We start from the raw sequence: 19,688 nt of genomic DNA on the forward strand, positions 1-19,688 counted from the left end.
CATTCTAGAAGCAAGGCGGCTAACTGGTAATGTGCAAATCTAAGACAATGATAGCTATTTTTACTTCATCTTATTTCTTGTCGTCCTTCTTAAGCTCGCTTGGGCTCATCCCATAATATTTTTTAAATATTTTGCTAAAATGCTCAGGAGATTCGTAGCCGACGCGCTCCGAAATCTCGTATCTTCGCAAATCGGTAAACAAAATAAGCTTCCGACTCTCCTCCATTCGAAGCTTTATTACATACTCCCATAAGTTATAGCCTGTATCCTTCTTGAACAAATAGCTTAAGTAATTCGGGCTGACATGATTTTTTTGGGCGACCTCATGCAGCGTCAGTCCCTTCTGAGCAAAGTTGCGATCGATATATGCCTTCGACTTCTCTACAATGAGGCTATTCTGTTCGCTTAGCTCTTCGGCAGTAGGGTCCTGCGTATAGGTGCTCCAATTAAAATCACCGTAATAAAAAACATAATGATCACGATGCTCACGGTTCCACAAGATCGCTTTGCGCGCTTGTTCGCTGAGCATGCCCACGAAACCAATGCCCCGCACAATTTGACTAATGCCTATGACACAGTGCAGCCCGATAAATTTATGAATGTTGTAATAGAGGCTGCGCCCGATCATATCCAATTGATTAATTTTGTTGACACTAGCTTCTCCAAACTCGTTCTCGTCCCATTGAATAAGTACACTAATCTCCTGATTGGGGGAATAGAAGGCCACATGATTCCATTCCTTATCCAGCAGCTCGTTCGCAATGTTCAATGCAGCATATTGCAGCAGCAGTGCATCCCTACTTTGGATCTGCCGATCCTTATCCGATAAATTCAGGCGCAGCTTAATGACCGCATAATAAGGCCCGTTCAGCTTGATTGCGTAGCGCTCATACAGCTTCTTCGCTATTTCCTCGGGTGTCTCCTCGGAGCTTGACAGCAGCTGATTAAACAGCTCCGTTCGCTTCGGGAGCGGCTCCTCCATATGGAAATGCTCTTGCAGCTTGGATAAGAACTGATCCTCCGTTGCCGCAGGCTTATTCATTTTGAGCAGCACATTTCGGACGGAATCCAGAAATTGATCGTTATTAAGCGGTTTAATCATATAATCCTTTGCACCGAGTCGAATCGCCATTTGAGCATATTGAAAGGTTTCATAAGCGGAAATGATGATCGTCTGAACCCAAGGCTTCAGTAGCTTAGCCTGATGCATTAGCTCAATTCCATTCATCGAACCCATTTGAATATCTGTGATCAGCAGGTCAATTTCTTCAATTCTCAAATAATCGAGCGCTTCATATCCGCTGTGTGCCATATAAACATTTGCTAAACTAATGCCGGAAGCAGACAATAAACTGCATAAACCCTCACATATTAAAGGCTCGTCATCTACGATCAATATATTGTACATTTATAATCCTCCCCGTCCGCATCCCAATGCTCACTTTGTCTCATCATAACTCGTTGGCAAAATAATCGTCACCGTCGTGCCTCCGTTGTCACCGCGCTTGTAACTCATTCCATATCCATTGCCAAAATGAAGCTGAATTCGTTGTTGGATGTTACGAATCCCATAACCTAAACTATGATCCGACTTGTCATTGCTTAACAAACGCTCAATTGAGGCATAATCAACTTCCTTATGTCCGTTGTCCTCCACCTTGATCGTAACCCGTTCGCCCTCAACTACGGCCGAAATTTGGATTTCGCCATCCTCGCCCATAAATTTCACGCCATGGATAATCGCATTTTCGATAAGCGGCTGCAGCGATATTTTCGGAATCATAATCATTCTTGCTGCATCGGAAATGTTCCAGTGCACTTGAAACTCATATTTGTATCGCTTCTGCTGCAAGCTGACATAAGCGGATGCATGCTCAAGCTCCTCATCCAGCGGAATGAGCTCTCTTCCTCTGCTTAGGCCAATTTTCATCAGCTTCGATAAGTCCTTAATCATTTCAGCCGATTCCGTATTGCCTTCAAGCGAGCTCTTCCAGTAAATACTCTCAAGCGTGTTGTATAGTAGATGTGGATTAATTTGCTGGTAAAGCAGCTGAAGCTGCGACTCCTTCTGCTTGATGTCCATATGATATTTATAATGAATAAGCACATTTAGCCTGCGGGCCATATCATACAAAGCGGCAAAGAGTACGCCGACCTCGTCATTCCGGCCTTTTCCCGGCGTCTCCGGCACTAGCCTGCCTGGCTCATAGGTGCGAACAAATTGCGCCAGCTTCTGAAGCGGCGTCATAAGCGAGCGCCAGAAATAAACAACAACGACGCAGCCGAACAATATATAAGCTATAGAAATGAGCTGGATGACATGCTTGAGCTCGCTTTGCTGCTTTAATAACGAGCTGATCGGAATTTGATAGACAAGTTTATTGTTCAAGTTGCGGTTATAATTGACCACATAGATGTAATCAGAGGTCATGACATCAAAAGTGCCCACCGCTTCCATCCCATCCTTAATCTCTGTTGCAGGCGGCAGTACATACGTCTTCCCCATCAGACTTGAATCAGTCGCTGCGAGCACGCGGTTCGACCAATCCATAAACATGATCTTGCCGTCTGGCAGTGAAACGGATTTCAGCGATTCGCTAATTTTCATATCCATCTTTGTTGCGACCAAAACGCCAATGATACCGTTTCCAATAGATACATTGCTAACAGCACGAATATAAGCAAGCGTGCTGATCTGCGATAATCCTACATTTGAATCAATAATTTCCATGTAACCTTTGCTCTTATAACTAACCGCATCATCGTACCAGCTCGGCTTCTCTGCATCGGAGAAAAAATAAACCCCGGTTTGTGTCAACTGACGCTTCGGTGCAAAAAAATAGTAATCATTCGGGTCATAAATATACAGCGAATAATATACGGCTTCTCCTCCATTTAGAGGAATCGAATTACTCGCAAGCAACTTGTCGACCTTATCGTATTTCCGTACTCTCTCAATAACCGTCTCAGCCCCAGTAGGGACAAGCTGCTGCGTAATTGGATTTTGAATAATCGTCGTCGTTATTTTGCTGATCGTATCCATGTCACGATTAATGACGGTATCGTTTTGTTTAATGAGCTCCACATATGCGCTCGTCACATGGTTTTTGAGCAAATGCTCTGCTTTCATATTGCCGTACCAATGCAGTAGAAAAATCGGACTCACCATCACGAGAAACAAAAGTATCAATTGCTGCTTTATGTTCAATTTTGTCAAAGGATTGCTAAGACCCGATCGCATGCAGGCACCTCCGGTTAATAATTGTACTATAGCAAAAAAAACAGCCAAACAGAGTGGCTAGATCTACCCTTTTCAAAAGCGGCAATAGAGCATAATCGTAGAAATACACATACTTCATACAAAAAAATGCTGCTAGTCAACAGATGTTGGTTAGCAGCACTTAGGATGGTATATTTTAAGCGATAATAGATTTGATATGTATATTTCTCTCCTGGCTTAAATCCAAGAAATAATCTGCCAGCTTGATAAGAGGCGTCTCAATATTGTGCGGGTTGATGTACACGACCTCGCCTTCTCGGCCATCCGTCAGAAGCACTTGTTTGCCGACTAATCGCTTCATCAGGTTTTCAATAAATACCGAGATAATTTGCGGGTTAAGAACACCAAACTTCCCATCTGTCATCTGATTTACAATTTCATGAAAGGATAATGGCTCGTGATAAGGACGCTTGGAGGACATCGCATGAAAAATATCCGCAACCGCTACGATAGAGCTGAATAAATCGATATTTTCCTTTTTCAGTCCAAGCGGATAACCGTTCCCGTCCTCGCGTTCATGATGCTGAAGCGCAACACGAGCGATTCGCAGGCTTAAGCCCGTCGTACCCTTGAGCAGCTCATAACCGTAAATGGTATGCTTCTTAATTAATTGAAATTCAACCTCATTCAGTTTGCCCGGCTTGTTTAAAACCTCTAGCGGAAGCTTTACTTTGCCAACATCATGTAGGGTAGCAGCAAGCGACAAAATCGAAAGCTCTGAATTGTCCAGATTCATCCATCTTCCGATAAGCGTCGATATGACGCCAACACCTACGTTATGCTCATATACATAATCATCCTTGGCTTTCACCGCTTCGAATAATTCGAAAATATCCTGATTTTTGGATAGCTGCAAAATAGCTGGCAGCACCTCATTGCGAATCTCCATTAACGGGACCTTACGTGATACTAAGATCGATTCAAACAGCTCTTTTGAGATATTAACCGTTTGCTGAACAAGCTCACCAATTTGAATGCTTGATTGCTGAATCGGCTTATGCTCATAAGCAAGGGCAATCGATGATAAATCTATCCGATGGTTTATTAATATTTGTAATGATTCACTAGTCAGAACAGAGTCAGCTGGTACAATCGTAACGCCATATGCGTTCAAAATATCATATTTCATTTTTTTCCCGATCAACTGTTCCATGACTTCACTCCCTCGGAATTGACGTTTCCAACATTTAGTTTACCATATCTTATTTAGGAAGGGTCTATTAAAATTAGAAAGATGAGAATACATAGAAAAGGCCAACGGATTAGAAAGGCTAATCGGTTGGCTTTTTCAGAATCAAGTCCTGTACAGCTATCTTAAAATCCAGCATAAAACATTAAATATTGATCTGTATTCGCTTTCCAATAATTACGATCATGGCCGCCAGATGAGGTATGAAATTGTACATCAATGCCCTTTGCTTTAAGCTTTGCATATAATTGATCGGTAGAATTAATAACATGCATCATATCTTTATTACCATAATCCAAATAAACCTTTAGATTTTTCAATTCCAGCTGATCTACAAGATAAAGCGGATCTGTCTGCTTTCTCATTTCTTCATCTTTGAATAACCAGCCTAACTTCTCTGTAGAGTCCATAAACATGGCTGGACTATGTCCACCACTTTTGCTGAATAAATCCGGGTGCGTAAATGCTAAAAACAACGCTGCAAAACCGCCCATAGAGAGTCCTCCAATATATCGACCTTCTCTATCGGCGATCGTACTGTAATGGGAATCCACATAACCGATCAAATCCTTGGTCAAGTAATCCTCATATCGCCCGTATTGACGTCCATCCTTGGAATACGTTTGATCAGCGTAATTCGTACCGTAACTGTTGTCATACTGAGGCATCACTATAATTAATGGCTTGATTTTCTGGAGCTTGATCAATTGAGTCGCCTTATCGGACAAGCTCATATCTTTATTCCACGTTTTCTCATTACCTCCTCGACCATGCAGCAAATAAAGGACAGGATAGTCAACGGTTTCCGTATATCCAGCAGGTAAATAAACTTGCAGTTTCATATCTTTATGTAATGATTCACTATTCATCGTCATTTTTTCCACACGCGCTGCTGGAAGAGCTTTCGAGGACAATGCTTTATTTTCGCTAGTGGCGGCAGTACAGCCGGAATTCGTTAAAACACTGCACAATATCATACTCACAAGTAATATATTCGAGATAAACCTTCTTTCCTTTATTACCATTTTCCACCTACTTATCCTTATTTATATAGCAAAATAATCATACATTCCGTAACTTTGATTAACAATACGTCTAGCGACTGAAATCGTGAACGCAGCTAGCTGCACATAGAAAAAGAAATAACCCAAGGGGGATTCTCGTAAAATGGTGTACTACAACCATTACAAAACAAGAATCACACCATGGGTTACACATAACAGCATGTTAGATTAGCATAACGGCATTTTATAAATTATAGTTCCAACCATATTGCCATTAGCTGATCCAGCTGCTTTTGGCGCTCCTCCTGCATATTCCAAATGGATTCAAGCGCAGCTGGATCACCCATTGCCGCGATTTGCTCCATTTCCATATTGCCCTCTAGCAGACTAGCTTCAAGCCTCGCGATCTCTTGTTCCAGCTGTTCCTTCGTACGCTCCACTCTTCCACCATGTTTCGGCTTGGTATGCTCAGCTAATTGCCTCGGATCTCGCACAACATGATCTGTTTTAACGGTAACATTGTTCTCGTTCGTTTTATAAGGCTTCCGCTTCGACTTAAAGTCATCGTAATTGCCCAAGTAAGTGTGAATGGCTCCCTCATTAAGCTCCCAAACTCGTTTAGCCAGCCGATTGATAAAATATCGATCATGCGAGATCGCCAGCACCGTTCCATCATAGTTTTCCAAAGCTTCCTCCAGCGCCTCGCGGGAGCTGACATCAAGATGATTCGTTGGCTCATCCAGCAGCAATAAATTCGGTTTTTTGCGAATAAGCAGCGCGAGGCGAAGGCGTGACCATTCCCCGCCTGACAGCAAATGAAGCGGTTTAAATACATCCGTTCCGTAAAACAAATAGCTGGCCAGTATATTCCTTGCCTCGCCTTCCTCTAAACCGCCCTCCGTTTTAAAAAATTCAAGTACGCTGAGCTGCTTATCGTCAACCTTCTCTTCTTGAGCCAAATAGCCGATATGAAGACGGGCTCCTAGGACTAGCTGTCCATCATCTGGCTGAAGCTCGCCAAGCAGCATCTTAAACAACGTCGTTTTGCCTGAGCCATTGTCCCCGACCAGCACAACCTTCTCACCATAGAACAAGCTGCCCTCAGCTTTATCCAAAATAATCCGATCACCGAATTGTTTAGTTACATTCTCAAAGGTAATAGCCTTACGTCCAGAGCGATCAAGCGCTGTAAGCTCGAAATCAGCGGTCTTCGGATCAAGAACCGGTCGTTTAATCATTTCCAGCTTTTCCAAAGCTTTGCGCATGGAAGCGGCGCGTTTAAAAAACTTCTCATTGTCGCCGATACGCCCCCATTCCTCCAAGCGCTTAATCGTTTCCTTCATCTTCTTTATCTGTTTCTGCTGCTCTTGAAAATTCGCAAACTGCTGCAAGAGAAGCTCCTCTTTCTCCTTCACATATCCGCTATAGTTTGTAAGAAAGGTTTGTGCTGTACCATCCTCAAGCTCGATTATTTTGGAGCACACCTCATCAAGAAAATAACGATCATGCGATACGATGACACATGCGCCATCATACTGCTGAATAAATTGCTCCAACCACTCCATCCCCCGCAAATCCAGATGATTCGTAGGTTCATCAAGCAGCAGCAAAGCCGGTCGGACGATCAACTGGGAGGCAAGTGCAATCCGCGTTTTCTCACCGCCGGACAGGCTGCCAAAGCTTCGTGAATAAACAGCTCGATCGATACGCAAGCCCGTTGCGACCTGCTCAATTGCCGTATCCATCTCATAACCGCCGCTTCTCTCGAACCTTTCTTGAGCCAGCGAGTATGTTTTTAACAAACGCTCCAAAGCAGCTGAATCAGCAAGCATTTGCGGACTCGACATCTCTATTTCCATCTGCGTCATCTGATGCTTGCACGCCATTAAGTCTTGATAGCCATAAGCCAAAACTTCATACACAGTCAGCTTATCAAATTCGGCAGGTGTCTGCGGCAAATATCCGATTGCCAGCTCCTTCTGTACTGTAAGCATTCCCTCATCTACCTGATCATGACCTGAAATTAGGCGAAGCAATGTCGATTTTCCGCTTCCGTTGCGGCCAATCAACCCGATCTTCTCGCCTGCTTGTATTTGCAGCGTAAGTCCATCAAATATTAGATTTGCGGCGTGGTATTTCTTTATTTCCTGTATATTAACAATAATCATGTGAAGAGCCTCCTGTTAGATGAAGACCCTGACTCTCAAACACAACAAAAAAAGAGCCGCAGCAACAAGCCTGCGACCCTTCGGATGGTAAAGCTATCCGTAGTGGTTAAAGTAGGCGTCTTCTCGCGAATGGTTTAATCGTATGAGCATAATTGGACAGACCTCTCCCGTTCGCGGAAAATGCATGAACAATGCCAGCCATAGCAATCGGCAGCTGGCTAATACGGTTATTGACCATTTCGTGATTCACCTACTTCACCTCCCTTTCATTCATTCTTTTTAAAATAACATAAGGGCAAGTGTTATTGCAATAGCCAAACCAAATTTTGTATTTACAAGGAGTAAGTGTACATGATGTCGAAGATGACATTGTGAAGGAGGCTTATATATGGATAGATTTACACATCTTGGGGTGTACGGCGTCTTGAGGAAAGACGATAAAGTATTGCTCATCAAAAAAGGCAGAGGGCCTCATACAGGGAAGTGGGATTTCCCGGGAGGGTCGATTGAATTTGGAGAAGAGCCTTATCAAACACTCATTAGAGAGTTTGAAGAAGAGACAGGAATTACAGCGTTAACTGGCACCATCAAAACGACAATGTCATATACGCTGATCTGGCCATTTAAAGCGGATAAATTAGAAGAGATGCACCATATCGGCATTATTTATGATGTAAAACTAGTAGATGATACATTTAATTTAAGAACGGATGGCGATGGTCAAGACTCGTTAGGCGCAAAGTGGATTCCTATGCGTGATTTAATAGATATGCCCGTAACGCCGTTTGTAAAAAATATATTCGGCTAGCCGTACATTCCTTATTCTTAAACGGAAAGGTGGTATTCAAGTGGAGCTTTATTTTAAAGACAACTTCTTTAATGCTGGAGAAACAACGATTATGGATGCAAATGGAGCCTCTGCTGGAACTATAGACTTACAAAGCATGTTCAGTGCGACGCTGTCTGTTTATGCTTCCGACCATAGACTCCTCTACAGTGGAAAATTCCGTCTTTTCTCTAGTAAATGGGAAGTTCGTGACGCCGCAGATTCAATAATTGGTGTGCTGAGAACCAGATTTACTTTTTTTAGCAAACGATATGAATACGACGCCGGAGAGCGAGGTCTTTTTCAAATTGAATCCCCTGCCTTCTCTTATGTTTATTCGATCATGGATACGTCAGGGAAAGAGGTTGCTTCCTTTGAAAAAACGAGCACTTGGCTCCAGTCGGGAGCTTTCCGTCTCCACAATCTCTCAACCGAGCTTAATAGCTATGAGCTTATTGCAGTCGTGATGGGTGTTCATAGCATCCAGAACGAAGCGACAAATACAGCAGCTACATAGTATTCTTCTTAGTTTTACAGCTTTTTGATCATTTTAAAATTGTTTAATTTCACACCTCTCCGTTCCACGGCTTGTGAATCGACTTCCCGGTATTCATGATGTTCAAAAAATGGTTTTGCTGTTATGCTCGCATCTGTTTTTATCTCATTTACCCCTAGTCGACCAGCTTCAGCTTCAAGTTTTTTCAATAGGGCTGAAGCTATGCCTCTTCTCTGATAATCCTTATGGACATACATTCGATCCAGTTCCCCTCCATATGTCATATCAGCAAAACCTACAATTTGACCGCTGTTCTCAGCGATAAAAGTAATATTTCGAACCATGGATTCCTTCCAAGCTTCGATTTTTTGGTCTGTCTCATCTTGTGGAGCCCAAGCGTTAAGCTGATCTTGTGAATAATGTTGTTTGTTTACTTCATGCACCGTCTCATAGAATAGGGAAACAACCTCACTAATATCCTCTTCAAGGAACCTTCTAATATTCATACTCATTCCTCCAGCTGGATTTTTATGTATAAAAGTAATCGTTTTGCACACTATAAGCATATTGCCGTTTTCTATGCGGTCAAAACAAAAACATGATGAATGGGAGAATACGATGAGAAAAATATCTATGTTAGTCTGTTTGCTATTCCTGACCCAAACATTTGGAATTGTATTAGCACATCCAAATCCAAATGCTGAACCTGCTGGAGTACTTGTCACTATAATTAACAGCGAAGGCCAACATATTGGATCCGCTCAACTCACCCAAAAAGCTGACAAAGTATATTTGCACATTGAAGCGGAAAAGCTTCCTCCAGGCAAGCATGGTATTCACTTTCACAGCGTGGGCAAATGCGATACTCCTGATTTCAAAACAGCTGAAGCTCATTTCAATCCAGTGAATAAGCAGCATGGCTTTAACAATCCAAAAGGCTACCATAACGGTGACCTCCCCAATATTACGGTAGGTGCTGATGGCAAAGTGAAGGCTGATCTCGTAAGCAGTGATGTGACGCTCTTGAAAGGCAACCCAAATTCCTTATTAAAGGACGGCGGCACATCCATTATCATTCATGAAAAAGAAGATGATTATGTTACCGACCCATCCGGAAATTCTGGCAATCGTATCGCTTGCGGAGTTATCCAATAAGCTAGCGTGAAAAACGAGAGGCTGTCACAAGGAAATAACCTTGTAACAGCCTTTTTTTGATCTCGATATTTATTTGTTATAAGCCCGCTGACGCAAGCTTTCATACAGCAAAACCGTTGCTGCCATCGCTACATTTAACGACTCTGCTTGTCCAACCATCGGAATAATGACCGATTCGTCCACGAGCGCGCGAACTTCAGGAGACAGTCCTTCTGATTCGCTGCCCATCAGCAGCCAAGTTGACTGTGTCCAGTCGTAGCCATAGCAGGTATGCTCCGCTTGCAGGCTTGTCCCAATAAGCTTCATGCCTTTTGCTTTCGCTTCAGGCAGCAGTTCTTTTAAATCCGCTTCTATAATAGGCAGATGGAATAAAGAACCCATCGTAGATCTTACGGTTTTCGGATTGTAGAGGTCCACGCAGCCTTTGCCCAAAATAACAGCATCTGCGCCAACCGCATCCGCGCTGCGGATGATCGTTCCCGCATTTCCAGGATCTCGAACGCCGTCAAGAACAACGACAATCCCGTTTTTGCGATATAATGCCTCTTTATGTACGGACAGCTTTGACAAAATAGCAAATACAGGTGGAGGCGTATCCGTTCCTGTGCATTTTGACATGACCGATCGTGAAGCTTGAACCCACTCTAAACCGAGTGTTGCCTCTGTATCATTCGTTTCTCGCTCCAGCTTAAGCTCTGCGGGAATACCACGTTCTGCATCATAAACTATCGTCGTAACTTTTGCTGTACCTCTCAGCGCTTCCAATACGAGATGAACGCCTTCTATTAGGAATTGGCCACTGCGATCACGGTATTTTTTGTCTAGCAGCGATGCCCACTGTTTGACTCTGTCATTTTGTACAGATGATAGCAAAGAATCAAAATTTTCATTCATAGTTTGATTTAACCTTCCGAATATGCAATTTCTAAATTTGTTAGATCTGAGTTTTTACCTACAATAACAAGAATATCGTCCCTGCCAATTAAATCGTCCGCATATGGAGCGATGTTCATGGTGGAGCCCGTTTTAATAGCCATAACATTACATTTATACTTCGCCCTAATATCGAGCTTCTTCAAGCTTTGTCCAATCATTGGCTCGGGAGCTTTAATTTCAATAATGCTGTAATCGTCTGATATCTCGATATAATCGAGAATGTTAGGCGACACAAGATGATGCGCAACGCGCAGGCCCATATCCCGTTCGGGGAAAACGACCTTATCAGCACCGATTTTGCCAACAACTTTACCATGAAGCTCGTTTTGAGCTTTGACGATTAACGTTTTTACTCCTAAATCCTTCAAAATGAGCGTCGTCAAAATGCTTGACTGAATGTCTTGTCCTATCGCAACGACGACAACATCAAAATTTCGAATACCGAGCGCTCGAAGCGCTTCCTCATCCGTTGAGTCGGCGGATACTGCATGAGTTACAAAATTAACGACTTCTTGTACTCGCTGTTCGTTCGAGTCAATAGCTAATACCTCAAAGCCCATATCTGTCAAAGCTTTTGCAATGCTGGAGCCAAAACGCCCCATTCCAATTACTGCGTATTGCTTCTTTGCCATCGATACATAATCCTCCTTACGCGGATGATTGCTGCAGTTATTTAGACAGTATACCATAGCTTGCTCATTCGGATGAAAGAAGCATGCACTGGACATAGTAAATAAGTAAATCCCAATGGGCAGGAGGCTGTTTAGTTTGAAAGAAATTGATCTGCGTCAAGCAATCGTTATGCGTGTGCAGGATAACTCGGCTAAAGATCTATCAGAAGTAATTGAAGACTCAATTGGCGCGGATGAGCGTGCTTTGCCGGGGCTTGGTGTACTTTTTGAGATGATCTGGCAGCAATCCACTGAGCTAGAGCAAGAGCGAATGGTTGATTCCTTATATAGGCATCTTCATCATTCTGAGCATGCTAATCCGTCTCAGTAACGCACAGCTGCAGAATAAACAATTTGGCCTCCGATAATGGCAGCTGTTACCCAAGGCAGGCCATCATAACGATCCACGATAATTAAATCCGCTGCTTTGCCAAGCTCTATGGAACCAATGTCACCATCCACGCCCAATGCCTGCGCTGGATGTAATGAGACCATCCGTACCGCAGCTGGCAAAGCGGCAATCCCTTCATCTGCAAGCTTAAACACAGCTGCCAGCATAGAAGATGGATGATAGTCCGAGCATAAAATGTGGGCAGCACCAGCAGCAATTGCGTCGACCGCCTTTAAATTGTTGTCATGAGACGCACCTCTAACCACATTAGGAGCACCTACACAAACATGAAGCCCTCGATTAGAAGCATATTTTGCCGTAACCATATTAATTGGAAACTCACAGACAGAAACCCCATAATCAAGCGACTCATCTACCTTCTCCACCGAATCATCGTCATGTGAGGCAACGGCTATGCCAGCTTTAGCTGCAAGTTTACTCAGATTCTTCAAATGGTCACCGTTTACCAGTTGCCTTTGCTGAATAAGATTATCAACAATTGCACGTACCTCTACGACGCCTACACCTTGATTCTTCATTACATAACGCTCAAATGAGCCGGGTTCACGATATTGGCCTTGCCCGGGCGAATGATCCATAAACGATAAATAATCAATCGCTTTCTCATTCAAAAACCGTTCAACTATTGGCATACCTGCCAAATGTGATACCTCAAAGCGCAAATGTATACGATTGCGAATCATCGATCGTTTATTGCGATAGCTGTTAATATGCTCAATCATCCCCGTTAGCAAATGATCTCCTCGCAAACTAAGCCCTACGCCAAGCGATAATGAATGATACATCGTAGTTATGCCATGCACCGGAAGCTTCCGTTCAAACTCCAGCAATGCCATATCCAAAGGAAACAATGTATTGGGACGCGGCTGCACTTCTTTCTCAATCGCATCGCAATGAATGTCAATTAGACCTGGAAGTATGTATTGCTGCTTCGCATCTATGTTTATAGACTGGGGGTGCAGCTTTATCCAATTGCTGATTGCGAGTTCATCGTGCAGCACAGCAGTAATTCGCCCATCGATAATAGCAATTGCCCCGTCAGCCATTTGGCCAGGCAAAACGATCTTTCCGTTCGTAATGATCATAGGCTCAGTGCTGGCTCTCAAGCGATTATCCATCGATATACACTTCCCCCGCTCTAAAATGATTGTAATGATTTTACCATATTTTACTTAGAAAAACATACCTAGGAGTTAGATCCTTGATATTTGTAAAAAATACATTAATCCCTCTTTTATACAGAACCAAAGCTTCTATATTATGCCCGAAACAAGCAAAAAAACCGCAAGAATAATTCCTCGCGGCTTTGAAGCATAATAAAGGCAAGAAGCGTTGCCTTTCGTTTCTCATTTTATTCTTCAAGAGGTATTAGCTTGTAAATATCTCCATTTTCAAAAGAATCGATTAAACGATCCAGCCATTTGTAATATTTTAAAGCCTCATCAATCTTTTGTGTATCATTATCAAGCACATCAAGGAAAGCTTGTTCGCTTTCGTATTGAAGCTTTAGAGCATCGATTTCCTTCATTGATCGGTTTAGGGCACTCATATTTTGCTCGACAGCTTTTCTCCATTTAATGGAGAAGTAGTCCGTAAAGTTTTGATGCCAGTTCGGCTCTACTTCATATAAGTCTTTTCTTGAGCCTTTACCCCATACTTTATTTATCATCTTCAGATCATGCAGCGTACGCATGCCAGTACTCATTGAAGTCTTGCTCATGCCCATCGTCTGGCTCATCTCATCAAGTGTAACTGGCTCACGATTAAAGTACATATTGCCGTACAAATGACCAATGGATAACGTAATGCCGTACAAATCCATGTTTTCACCAATTGATTCAATGACGCGGCGCCTTGCTTTATGCAGCTTGGTTAGCTGCTCATCTGTTAATGCTGCAAGCTCATTCATGTCGTTCCTCCTGAGGAGTGTCTTTCCCCCTATCATTCTTACATCAATTATTGTAATCAAATGACCATCCATATGTAAAGAACACGTTTGATACGAAAAAGGGAGTTATCCAGAGTATACAGTATGTAAAGTTCGTAAAGTTATAACTGTACGTAGTATACAGAGTCTCACGCCTTTTGACCATAACAAACATAACCAACTAAACTTATGGGAGTCGAAATATTCCAAAGGGGGCACAACATGGCGATTATAGAAGCCAAGAGGCTGACCAAAATTTTCGGAACAGATCCGAAAAAGGCGATCCCGCTGCTGGATAAAGGATGGTCTAAAGAGAAAATTTTTGCAGAAACAAAGCTTACGGTTGGGGTGAACCAAGCAAATTTCTCGATTGAAGAGGGACAAATATTTGTTATTATGGGCTTGTCCGGTAGCGGCAAGTCGACACTTGTACGTCTTCTCAATCGATTAATTGAACCTACTTTAGGTCAAGTCCTGTTTAACGGGACAGATGTGCTTAAGATGTCACCAGAGCAGCTGCGGCAATTTAGAAGAAAAAATGTTGGTATGGTATTTCAGAAGTTCGCACTGTTTCCGCATCGCACCGTTATTCAAAACATTGAATACGGACTAGAGGTACAGGGCATCGATAAGAAAAAACGCAGAGAAATGGCGATGCATTCGCTAGAGCTTGTTGGATTAAAAGGATGGGCTGACAGCTATCCTGACCAATTAAGCGGCGGTATGCAGCAGCGCGTTGGACTCGCAAGAGGACTTGCTAACGATCCGGATGTTCTGCTTATGGATGAAGCATTTGGCGCACTCGATCCTTTAATTCGGAAGGATATGCAGGATGAGCTGCTTGAGCTTCAATCCAAAATGAAGAAAACAATTGTTTTCATTACCCATGACTTAAACGAAGCACTGCGGATCGGTGATCAAATCGCTTTGATGAAGGACGGAAGCATCGTGCAAATTGGATCACCTGAAGAAATATTGATGCAGCCAGCGAACAAATATGTTGAGCGTTTCGTCGAGGACGTTGATTTATCCAAAGTATTTACAGCATCACATGTCATGATTAAGCCTGAAACGATAACGATCGAGAAAGGCCCGCGTGTTGCTTTGCAATTTATGCGTGACCGCGGAGTATCGAGCCTTTACGTTGTCGACAAAGGTATGCGCCTGCTTGGCGTTATAACGGCAGAAGAAGCAGCGAATGCAATTAAAAACGGCCAAAAGCTTGAAGATGCAATGGAGCGAGAAGCACCATTCGCACAGCCGGATACGCTGCTTAATGAGTTGTTTGAATTAATGAGTAATTCGAAATTCCCCATTTCCATTATTGATGCAAACGGGCGCCTTAAAGGCATCGTCATCAAGGGCGCGGTTCTAGCCGCATTAGCTGGAAATTCCGTATTAGAGGCTGGTGAACGTATTGAATCTACCTAAAATCCCATTAGCTGACTGGATCGAATGGCTGGAAGCTTGGTTTGAAGCTCATTTCGACCCTTTTTTCAAATTAATACGCACAGTTGTTGGCGAAACTGTAAATGGCTTGGATGTCGCTCTCAATTGGTTTCCAGCGCTAGTGCTTATTTTGATATTCACTATTTTGGCTTGGCTCATCGGCAAGTGGAAAATGGGAATATTCACACTTATCGGATTGTTAATTATAGAAAACCTCGGCTTATGGAGCCAAACGATGCAGACACTAGCTCTCGTTTTGACTGCAGCTTTCATATCCGTGCTGATTGGCGTTCCTATTGGAATTTTGTGTGCTCGCTACACCAATTTCCAAAAAATCATTACACCATTGCTTGATCTTATGCAGACGATGCCAGCCTTCGTTTATTTGCTCCCAGCTGTAACCTTCTTCTCCTTGGGTGTTGTTCCTGGCGTGATCTCTTCGATTATTTTTGCAATCCCGCCAACGATACGATTAACGAATCTTGGCATTCGCCAAGTCCCTGCCGAATTAGTAGAAGCAGCAGATGCCTTCGGCTCTACGCCAACGCAAAAATTATTCAAGCTGCAGCTTCCTATTGCCATGCCAACCATTATGGCCGGCATTAACCAGACCATTATGTTGTCACTATCGATGGTCGTCATTGCATCCATGATTGGTGCTCAAGGTGTAGGAGCTTATGTATATCGTGCAGTGACGCAAGGAAATACCGGCGTTGGGTTTGAAGCTGGTCTTGCCATTGTTATATTAGCCATTATTTTAGACCGGCTGACCCAACAAATTATTCGTAAAAGCAAAACCACTTAACCTAATTTATAAACGTTAAGCGCATGCTCAATGCTAGTTTGCTGCGCAAAATTAAAGCGTATGCTTTCGATGTTAGTTTGCTGCGCAAACTTTAAGGAGTGATTTTTTGAAATTTAATAAAATGAGTGTAATTGTTGCTGCTGTTATGACCATGGCTTTAGTCGCTGGATGCTCTTCGAACAATGAAGGCGCTAAGAAAAAAGTAACGCTTGCTTATGTGGCTTGGGATTCTGAGATAGCAAGCACATATGTTGTGAAGGAAGTACTTGAGCAGAAGCTTAATTACAAAGTTGATATGATGCAAGTTGACGCGGGGCCTATGTGGGCTGGTATTTCTGACGGCAGTGCAGATGCGATGGTAGCTGCATGGCTTCCTACAACACATGCATCGTACATCGAAAAATATAACGGTAAATTTGATGATCTAGGACCAAATCTTGAAGGAACAAAAATTGGTCTAGTCGTTCCTAAATATATGGATGTTAACAGCATTGACGAGCTTAACGATGCCGTTGGCGCTGAAGTAGATCATACGATTATCGGTATTGAGCCGGGTGCTGGTCTTATGATGTCGACAGAAAAAGTATTAGATCAATATAATCTGCGAGATAAATGGAAGCTGCTTGAGAGTTCCTCCGCAGCGATGACTCAGCAGCTTGAGAAGGCTTATGCTAACAAAGAGCCGATTGTTGTGACAGGCTGGACACCGCACTGGATGTTCGCCAAGATGGAGCTGAAATATTTGGCAGATCCTAAAAATGTATATGGCGGAGATGAACAAATTCATACAATCGCCCGTCAAGGCTTAAAGGATGATCTGCCTGAAGCTTATGCATTCCTCGATCAGTTTAATTGGACGCCAGATGATATGGCTTCCGTTATGATCAAAATCCAAGAAGGCGAAACGCCAGAAGCAGCTGCTAAAGCTTGGGTTGAGCAAAATCCTGACAAGGTTGCCGCTTGGATAAAATAATAGCCAGCATTCGAATGAAGCTGTCTCAAAAGTATTCAGATCGATGGATCAATAGCTCACTTTGGACAAAATGTTGGAGAGCATGAAAAAATAGCACACCAAAGGCTATTCCCGGCGGATTCAATTATTGGTCTCGCCGACATTGCATAATACTTTAATCATTTCTCTAACGAACCGTATCATTCTTATTATGCAGAAAACGACTCTTCTTTCATTTTAACGAACCTGATAAACGTTATATCATGATTTACATGGTGTTCCGAGCTATTTTTCTTGAAATAGCGATTCTGGAGTTCGTTACAAATTAAATCTATTACGAATGGTTTGAATAAGACCTGCTGGGTTCATTAGCTATAAGATTGTTAAGGTGAGGACATCGTCCGAACTATGTTTCATCAAAAAAAAAAGAGCTGTTCCAATCGTAGATACATCTACTTTTGAGACAGCTCTTTTTTTAAGTTATTTATTAATGACTTTACATCCTAGCCGTTAATGCTCTTCAGCCTTTATTAATCCAAGCAGAATGGCTGCAAACCAAGCGGCAATGGCGCTGGGCGCTCACAAGTGCTCTTCATAACATAATGTACGCCTTGTTCCGACGCGTCATGGAAGCCATGCATAGCTTCGAGTACATGATAAGCAAGCTCGCCATTAGCGCGATGCTTACGACCGGTTTGAATCGCTTTGGCCATGTCTGCTGCACCGACACCACGAGCGTTCTCTGTGTATCCGTAAGCAAGCGGAATATCTGACCATTCGTTTGAGCCCGCACGCCAAATTTTAATTTGTCCGCCAAACCCATTTGGATCTGGGACAAGAAGTGTGCCCGCGCTGCCGTATATTTCGATTCGAGGAAGCGTTGAGCCGCCTTTCACATCAAAGCTTGTGAGCAATGTTCCGATTGGACCAGATGCAAAGTCCATCACTCCAGCGATATGAGTTGGTACTTCAACTTCAACCTGCTGGCCGTATTTCGGTTTGCTTGTAATCGTTCTCTCTGGGAAAGAGATACGTGCCGAACCCGTTACACGAGTGATCGGTCCAAGAAGCGCTACAAGCGCGGTTAAATAGTATGGCCCCATATCAAACATCGGGCCGCCGCCCTTTTGATAATAAAATTCAGGAGCCGGATGCCATGATTCATGCCCGCCGCACACCATGAATGCAGTCGCGCCAATCGGCGTACCGATCCAGCCGTCCTCAAGCAGCTTGATGCTCGTTTGGATGCCGCCGCCAAGGAATGTATCCGGCGCGCTTCCAACATAAAGACCTTTTTTCTCAGCAAGCTCAAGTACCTGCTGCGCCTCTTCACGAGTAACTGCAAATGGCTTCTCAACATAAACATGTTTGCCTGCTTCAAGAGCTTGCAAGCACACCGAAGCATGCGCTTGTGGGATCGTCAAATTGATTATCATTTGAACTTCCGGATCAGCAAGCAGCTCCTCAACCGAACAACCGCGAACGCCAAACTGCTCGCCTTTTGCTTTGGCTCTCTCCACATCTAAATCTGCGCAAGCTACAACCTGCAAGGCATCAAAACGGTTGCCGTTTTCAAAATAGATGCCGCTAATATTGCCTGTTCCTATAATGCCTGCTTTGATCTTTTCCATAATGTCTAGTCCCTCTTCTCATATCCTAAGATTATTATGATTGCGATTTACAACTGATTATCTGCCATACCGCTATAAGCAGAAGCTATTTTGCCTGCTGCCAGCGCATTTGCTTTACCTTCCGCACACCACAAGAAGCCGCGTCTCATAAGCTCTTTCACCGCATCAATCTCTATAATATTAGCTTGATGACCAAGCGAGTTGTAATATACGCGTCCAACACCCCAGCGCTTCGTCCAAACAACCGGCATATCGACTGCCTTGTTGAGGGAATGCGGTCCCGGTGTCAGCGGAAAACGTGTTGTCGCCAGCACTTCAACTGCCGGATCCACATGCAAATAATATTGCTCAGAGCTGACAACAAAATCTTCAATGCCTTCTGTCAGCTGACTAGATGAATAATTAATATTAACCGTGTATTCAACACCGTCATTGCCTGGGTGAGCTACCCATTGTCCGCCGGTCATAAACTGCCAGTCTACATTTTCACGGAACGCATCGCACATTCCGCCATGGCATCCTGCCAAGCCTACGCCGCTTTGAACAGCTGCAGATACATTATCGACAAGCTTCTGCTCGATCCGTGCCATCGTCCATACGGGTACGATAAGATCAAGTCCCAACAGTTTTTCTGCATCCGCAAATGCTTCCAATGTGTCGGACACCTCTACCTCAAAGTCCTCAGCTGCAAGCACCTCACGAAAAATTTCTGCTACCTCTTTCGGCTGATGTCCATCCCAGCCGCCCCATACGATTAGTGCTTTTTTCATTACCTTCTCCTGCCTCT

Annotated in this window: 20 protein-coding genes; 7 read left to right on the forward strand and 13 right to left on the reverse strand. The window is 43.4% G+C overall.

All coding sequences use genetic code 11. The annotated features are described in order from the left end of the window. Positions 1 to 70: 70 nt before the first annotated feature. From AB4Z50_RS12900 to AB4Z50_RS12925, 6 genes are all read right to left on the reverse strand, one after another. Positions 71 to 1,408 (reverse strand): response regulator transcription factor, encoded by a 1,338-nt coding sequence (locus AB4Z50_RS12900; protein WP_441879352.1) that lies wholly within the window; start codon positions 1,406 to 1,408, stop codon positions 71 to 73. Between the two features lie 30 nt (positions 1,409 to 1,438). Next, positions 1,439 to 3,241, reverse strand: coding sequence for a sensor histidine kinase (locus tag AB4Z50_RS12905; RefSeq protein ID WP_339207479.1), 1,803 nt, complete (start codon positions 3,239 to 3,241; stop codon positions 1,439 to 1,441). 175 nt (positions 3,242 to 3,416) lie between these two features. Then, positions 3,417 to 4,433 carry an HD-GYP domain-containing protein gene (locus AB4Z50_RS12910; protein WP_441879355.1) on the reverse strand — a complete coding sequence of 339 codons (1,017 nt, stop codon included), beginning with the start codon at positions 4,431 to 4,433 and terminating at the stop codon, positions 3,417 to 3,419. A 161-nt stretch (positions 4,434 to 4,594) separates the two neighbouring features. Next, entirely contained in the window at positions 4,595 to 5,446 is an 852-nt protein-coding gene (locus AB4Z50_RS12915; RefSeq protein WP_441879441.1) for an alpha/beta hydrolase, read from the reverse strand. A gap of 278 nt (positions 5,447 to 5,724) precedes the next feature. Then, positions 5,725 to 7,641 (reverse strand): ribosomal protection-like ABC-F family protein, encoded by a 1,917-nt coding sequence (gene abc-f / locus AB4Z50_RS12920; protein WP_441879357.1) that lies wholly within the window; start codon positions 7,639 to 7,641, stop codon positions 5,725 to 5,727. A gap of 106 nt (positions 7,642 to 7,747) precedes the next feature. After that, a complete protein-coding gene (locus AB4Z50_RS12925; protein ID WP_441879359.1) occupies positions 7,748 to 7,891 on the reverse strand; it encodes an RAxF-45 family protein in 144 nt (47 codons plus the stop codon). 138 nt (positions 7,892 to 8,029) lie between these two features. Between AB4Z50_RS12925 and AB4Z50_RS12930 the strand changes: the two genes are divergently transcribed. Both AB4Z50_RS12930 and AB4Z50_RS12935 read left to right on the forward strand, forming a co-directional pair. Next, positions 8,030 to 8,449, forward strand: a complete 420-nt coding sequence (locus tag AB4Z50_RS12930) for an NUDIX hydrolase (protein ID WP_441879361.1) — start codon at positions 8,030 to 8,032, stop codon at positions 8,447 to 8,449. A 40-nt stretch (positions 8,450 to 8,489) separates the two neighbouring features. Further along, positions 8,490 to 8,984, forward strand: a complete 495-nt coding sequence (locus tag AB4Z50_RS12935; RefSeq protein ID WP_441879363.1) for a hypothetical protein — start codon at positions 8,490 to 8,492, stop codon at positions 8,982 to 8,984. 14 nt (positions 8,985 to 8,998) lie between these two features. Here the strand turns inward: AB4Z50_RS12935 and AB4Z50_RS12940 are convergent, their stop codons facing one another. Continuing rightward, positions 8,999 to 9,469, reverse strand: coding sequence for a GNAT family N-acetyltransferase (locus AB4Z50_RS12940; RefSeq protein WP_441879365.1), 471 nt, complete (start codon positions 9,467 to 9,469; stop codon positions 8,999 to 9,001). Between the two features lie 112 nt (positions 9,470 to 9,581). On the opposite strand from AB4Z50_RS12940, the gene AB4Z50_RS12945 reads away from it, so the two are divergent. After that, positions 9,582 to 10,118, forward strand: a complete 537-nt coding sequence (locus tag AB4Z50_RS12945) for a superoxide dismutase family protein (RefSeq protein ID WP_441879367.1) — start codon at positions 9,582 to 9,584, stop codon at positions 10,116 to 10,118. Between the two features lie 69 nt (positions 10,119 to 10,187). On the opposite strand, the gene AB4Z50_RS12950 is transcribed toward AB4Z50_RS12945, so the two are convergent. Together AB4Z50_RS12950 and AB4Z50_RS12955 are read right to left on the reverse strand one after the other, a co-directional pair. Then, positions 10,188 to 11,012 (reverse strand): TrmH family RNA methyltransferase, encoded by an 825-nt coding sequence (locus AB4Z50_RS12950; protein ID WP_441879369.1) that lies wholly within the window; start codon positions 11,010 to 11,012, stop codon positions 10,188 to 10,190. An 8-nt stretch (positions 11,013 to 11,020) separates the two neighbouring features. Further along, positions 11,021 to 11,743: a potassium channel family protein gene (locus AB4Z50_RS12955; RefSeq protein WP_076271060.1), complete on the reverse strand. Its 723-nt coding sequence runs from the start codon at positions 11,741 to 11,743 to the stop codon at positions 11,021 to 11,023. A gap of 79 nt (positions 11,744 to 11,822) precedes the next feature. Between AB4Z50_RS12955 and sspI the strand changes: the two genes are divergently transcribed. Beyond that, complete coding sequence (gene sspI, locus AB4Z50_RS12960) at positions 11,823 to 12,056, forward strand: small acid-soluble spore protein SspI (protein ID WP_144376885.1); 234 nt, start codon at positions 11,823 to 11,825, stop codon at positions 12,054 to 12,056. Here sspI and AB4Z50_RS12965 read toward each other — a convergent pair. Together AB4Z50_RS12965 and AB4Z50_RS12970 are read right to left on the reverse strand one after the other, a co-directional pair. Further along, entirely contained in the window at positions 12,050 to 13,255 is a 1,206-nt protein-coding gene (locus tag AB4Z50_RS12965; protein WP_441879372.1) for an alpha-D-ribose 1-methylphosphonate 5-triphosphate diphosphatase, read from the reverse strand. The two genes, sspI and AB4Z50_RS12965, sit on opposite strands and share 7 nt — an antisense overlap. A 233-nt stretch (positions 13,256 to 13,488) precedes the next feature. Next, positions 13,489 to 14,046, reverse strand: coding sequence for a GbsR/MarR family transcriptional regulator (locus AB4Z50_RS12970; protein WP_339207472.1), 558 nt, complete (start codon positions 14,044 to 14,046; stop codon positions 13,489 to 13,491). Positions 14,047 to 14,286: 240 nt separating this feature from the next. Here AB4Z50_RS12970 and AB4Z50_RS12975 point away from each other — a divergent pair, with 240 nt between their 5' ends. The 3 genes from AB4Z50_RS12975 to AB4Z50_RS12985 all read left to right on the forward strand — a co-directional run bounded on the left by AB4Z50_RS12975 (position 14,287) and on the right by AB4Z50_RS12985 (position 17,291). Continuing rightward, positions 14,287 to 15,495, forward strand: a complete 1,209-nt coding sequence (locus AB4Z50_RS12975; protein WP_441879374.1) for a quaternary amine ABC transporter ATP-binding protein — start codon at positions 14,287 to 14,289, stop codon at positions 15,493 to 15,495. After that, entirely contained in the window at positions 15,482 to 16,318 is an 837-nt protein-coding gene (locus AB4Z50_RS12980; RefSeq protein WP_076270998.1) for an ABC transporter permease, read from the forward strand. Before AB4Z50_RS12975 ends, AB4Z50_RS12980 begins: the two co-directional genes overlap by 14 nt. A gap of 106 nt (positions 16,319 to 16,424) precedes the next feature. Then, positions 16,425 to 17,291 carry a glycine betaine ABC transporter substrate-binding protein gene (locus tag AB4Z50_RS12985; RefSeq protein WP_305953912.1) on the forward strand — a complete coding sequence of 289 codons (867 nt, stop codon included), beginning with the start codon at positions 16,425 to 16,427 and terminating at the stop codon, positions 17,289 to 17,291. A 509-nt stretch (positions 17,292 to 17,800) separates the two neighbouring features. On the opposite strand, the gene AB4Z50_RS12990 is transcribed toward AB4Z50_RS12985, so the two are convergent. Then, positions 17,801 to 18,901 (reverse strand): Gfo/Idh/MocA family protein, encoded by a 1,101-nt coding sequence (locus AB4Z50_RS12990; RefSeq protein ID WP_179089922.1) that lies wholly within the window; start codon positions 18,899 to 18,901, stop codon positions 17,801 to 17,803. Positions 18,902 to 18,948: 47 nt separating this feature from the next. Beyond that, a complete protein-coding gene (locus tag AB4Z50_RS12995) occupies positions 18,949 to 19,671 on the reverse strand; it encodes a ThuA domain-containing protein (RefSeq protein WP_441879377.1) in 723 nt (240 codons plus the stop codon). Positions 19,672 to 19,688 lie beyond the last annotated feature (17 nt).

This window comes from Paenibacillus sp. 2TAB26, from assembly GCF_052115145.1.
Lineage (GTDB): Bacteria > Bacillota > Bacilli > Paenibacillales > Paenibacillaceae > Pristimantibacillus.

Bases quoted from the DNA above. Each gene is read 5' to 3' on its own strand.
- AB4Z50_RS12915 (WP_441879441.1), bottom strand. From the start codon at position 5,446: ATGATATTGTGCAGTGTTTTAACGAATTCCGGCTGTACTGCCGCCACT.
- abc-f (WP_441879357.1), bottom strand. From the start codon at position 7,641: ATGATTATTGTTAATATACAGGAAATAAAGAAATACCACGCCGCAAAT.
- AB4Z50_RS12990 (WP_179089922.1), bottom strand. From the start codon at position 18,901: ATGGAAAAGATCAAAGCAGGCATTATAGGAACAGGCAATATTAGCGGC.
- AB4Z50_RS12950 (WP_441879369.1), bottom strand. From the start codon at position 11,012: ATGAATGAAAATTTTGATTCTTTGCTATCATCTGTACAAAATGACAGA.
- AB4Z50_RS12965 (WP_441879372.1), bottom strand. From the start codon at position 13,255: ATGGATAATCGCTTGAGAGCCAGCACTGAGCCTATGATCATTACGAAC.
- AB4Z50_RS12930 (WP_441879361.1), top strand. From the start codon at position 8,030: ATGGATAGATTTACACATCTTGGGGTGTACGGCGTCTTGAGGAAAGAC.
- AB4Z50_RS12955 (WP_076271060.1), bottom strand. From the start codon at position 11,743: ATGGTATACTGTCTAAATAACTGCAGCAATCATCCGCGTAAGGAGGAT.
- AB4Z50_RS12975 (WP_441879374.1), top strand. From the start codon at position 14,287: ATGGCGATTATAGAAGCCAAGAGGCTGACCAAAATTTTCGGAACAGAT.
- AB4Z50_RS12905 (WP_339207479.1), bottom strand. From the start codon at position 3,241: ATGCGATCGGGTCTTAGCAATCCTTTGACAAAATTGAACATAAAGCAG.
- AB4Z50_RS12945 (WP_441879367.1), top strand. From the start codon at position 9,582: ATGAGAAAAATATCTATGTTAGTCTGTTTGCTATTCCTGACCCAAACA.
- AB4Z50_RS12910 (WP_441879355.1), bottom strand. From the start codon at position 4,433: ATGGAACAGTTGATCGGGAAAAAAATGAAATATGATATTTTGAACGCA.
- AB4Z50_RS12940 (WP_441879365.1), bottom strand. From the start codon at position 9,469: ATGAATATTAGAAGGTTCCTTGAAGAGGATATTAGTGAGGTTGTTTCC.
- AB4Z50_RS12995 (WP_441879377.1), bottom strand. From the start codon at position 19,671: ATGAAAAAAGCACTAATCGTATGGGGCGGCTGGGATGGACATCAGCCG.
- AB4Z50_RS12900 (WP_441879352.1), bottom strand. From the start codon at position 1,408: ATGTACAATATATTGATCGTAGATGACGAGCCTTTAATATGTGAGGGT.
- AB4Z50_RS12970 (WP_339207472.1), bottom strand. From the start codon at position 14,046: ATGAATGAGCTTGCAGCATTAACAGATGAGCAGCTAACCAAGCTGCAT.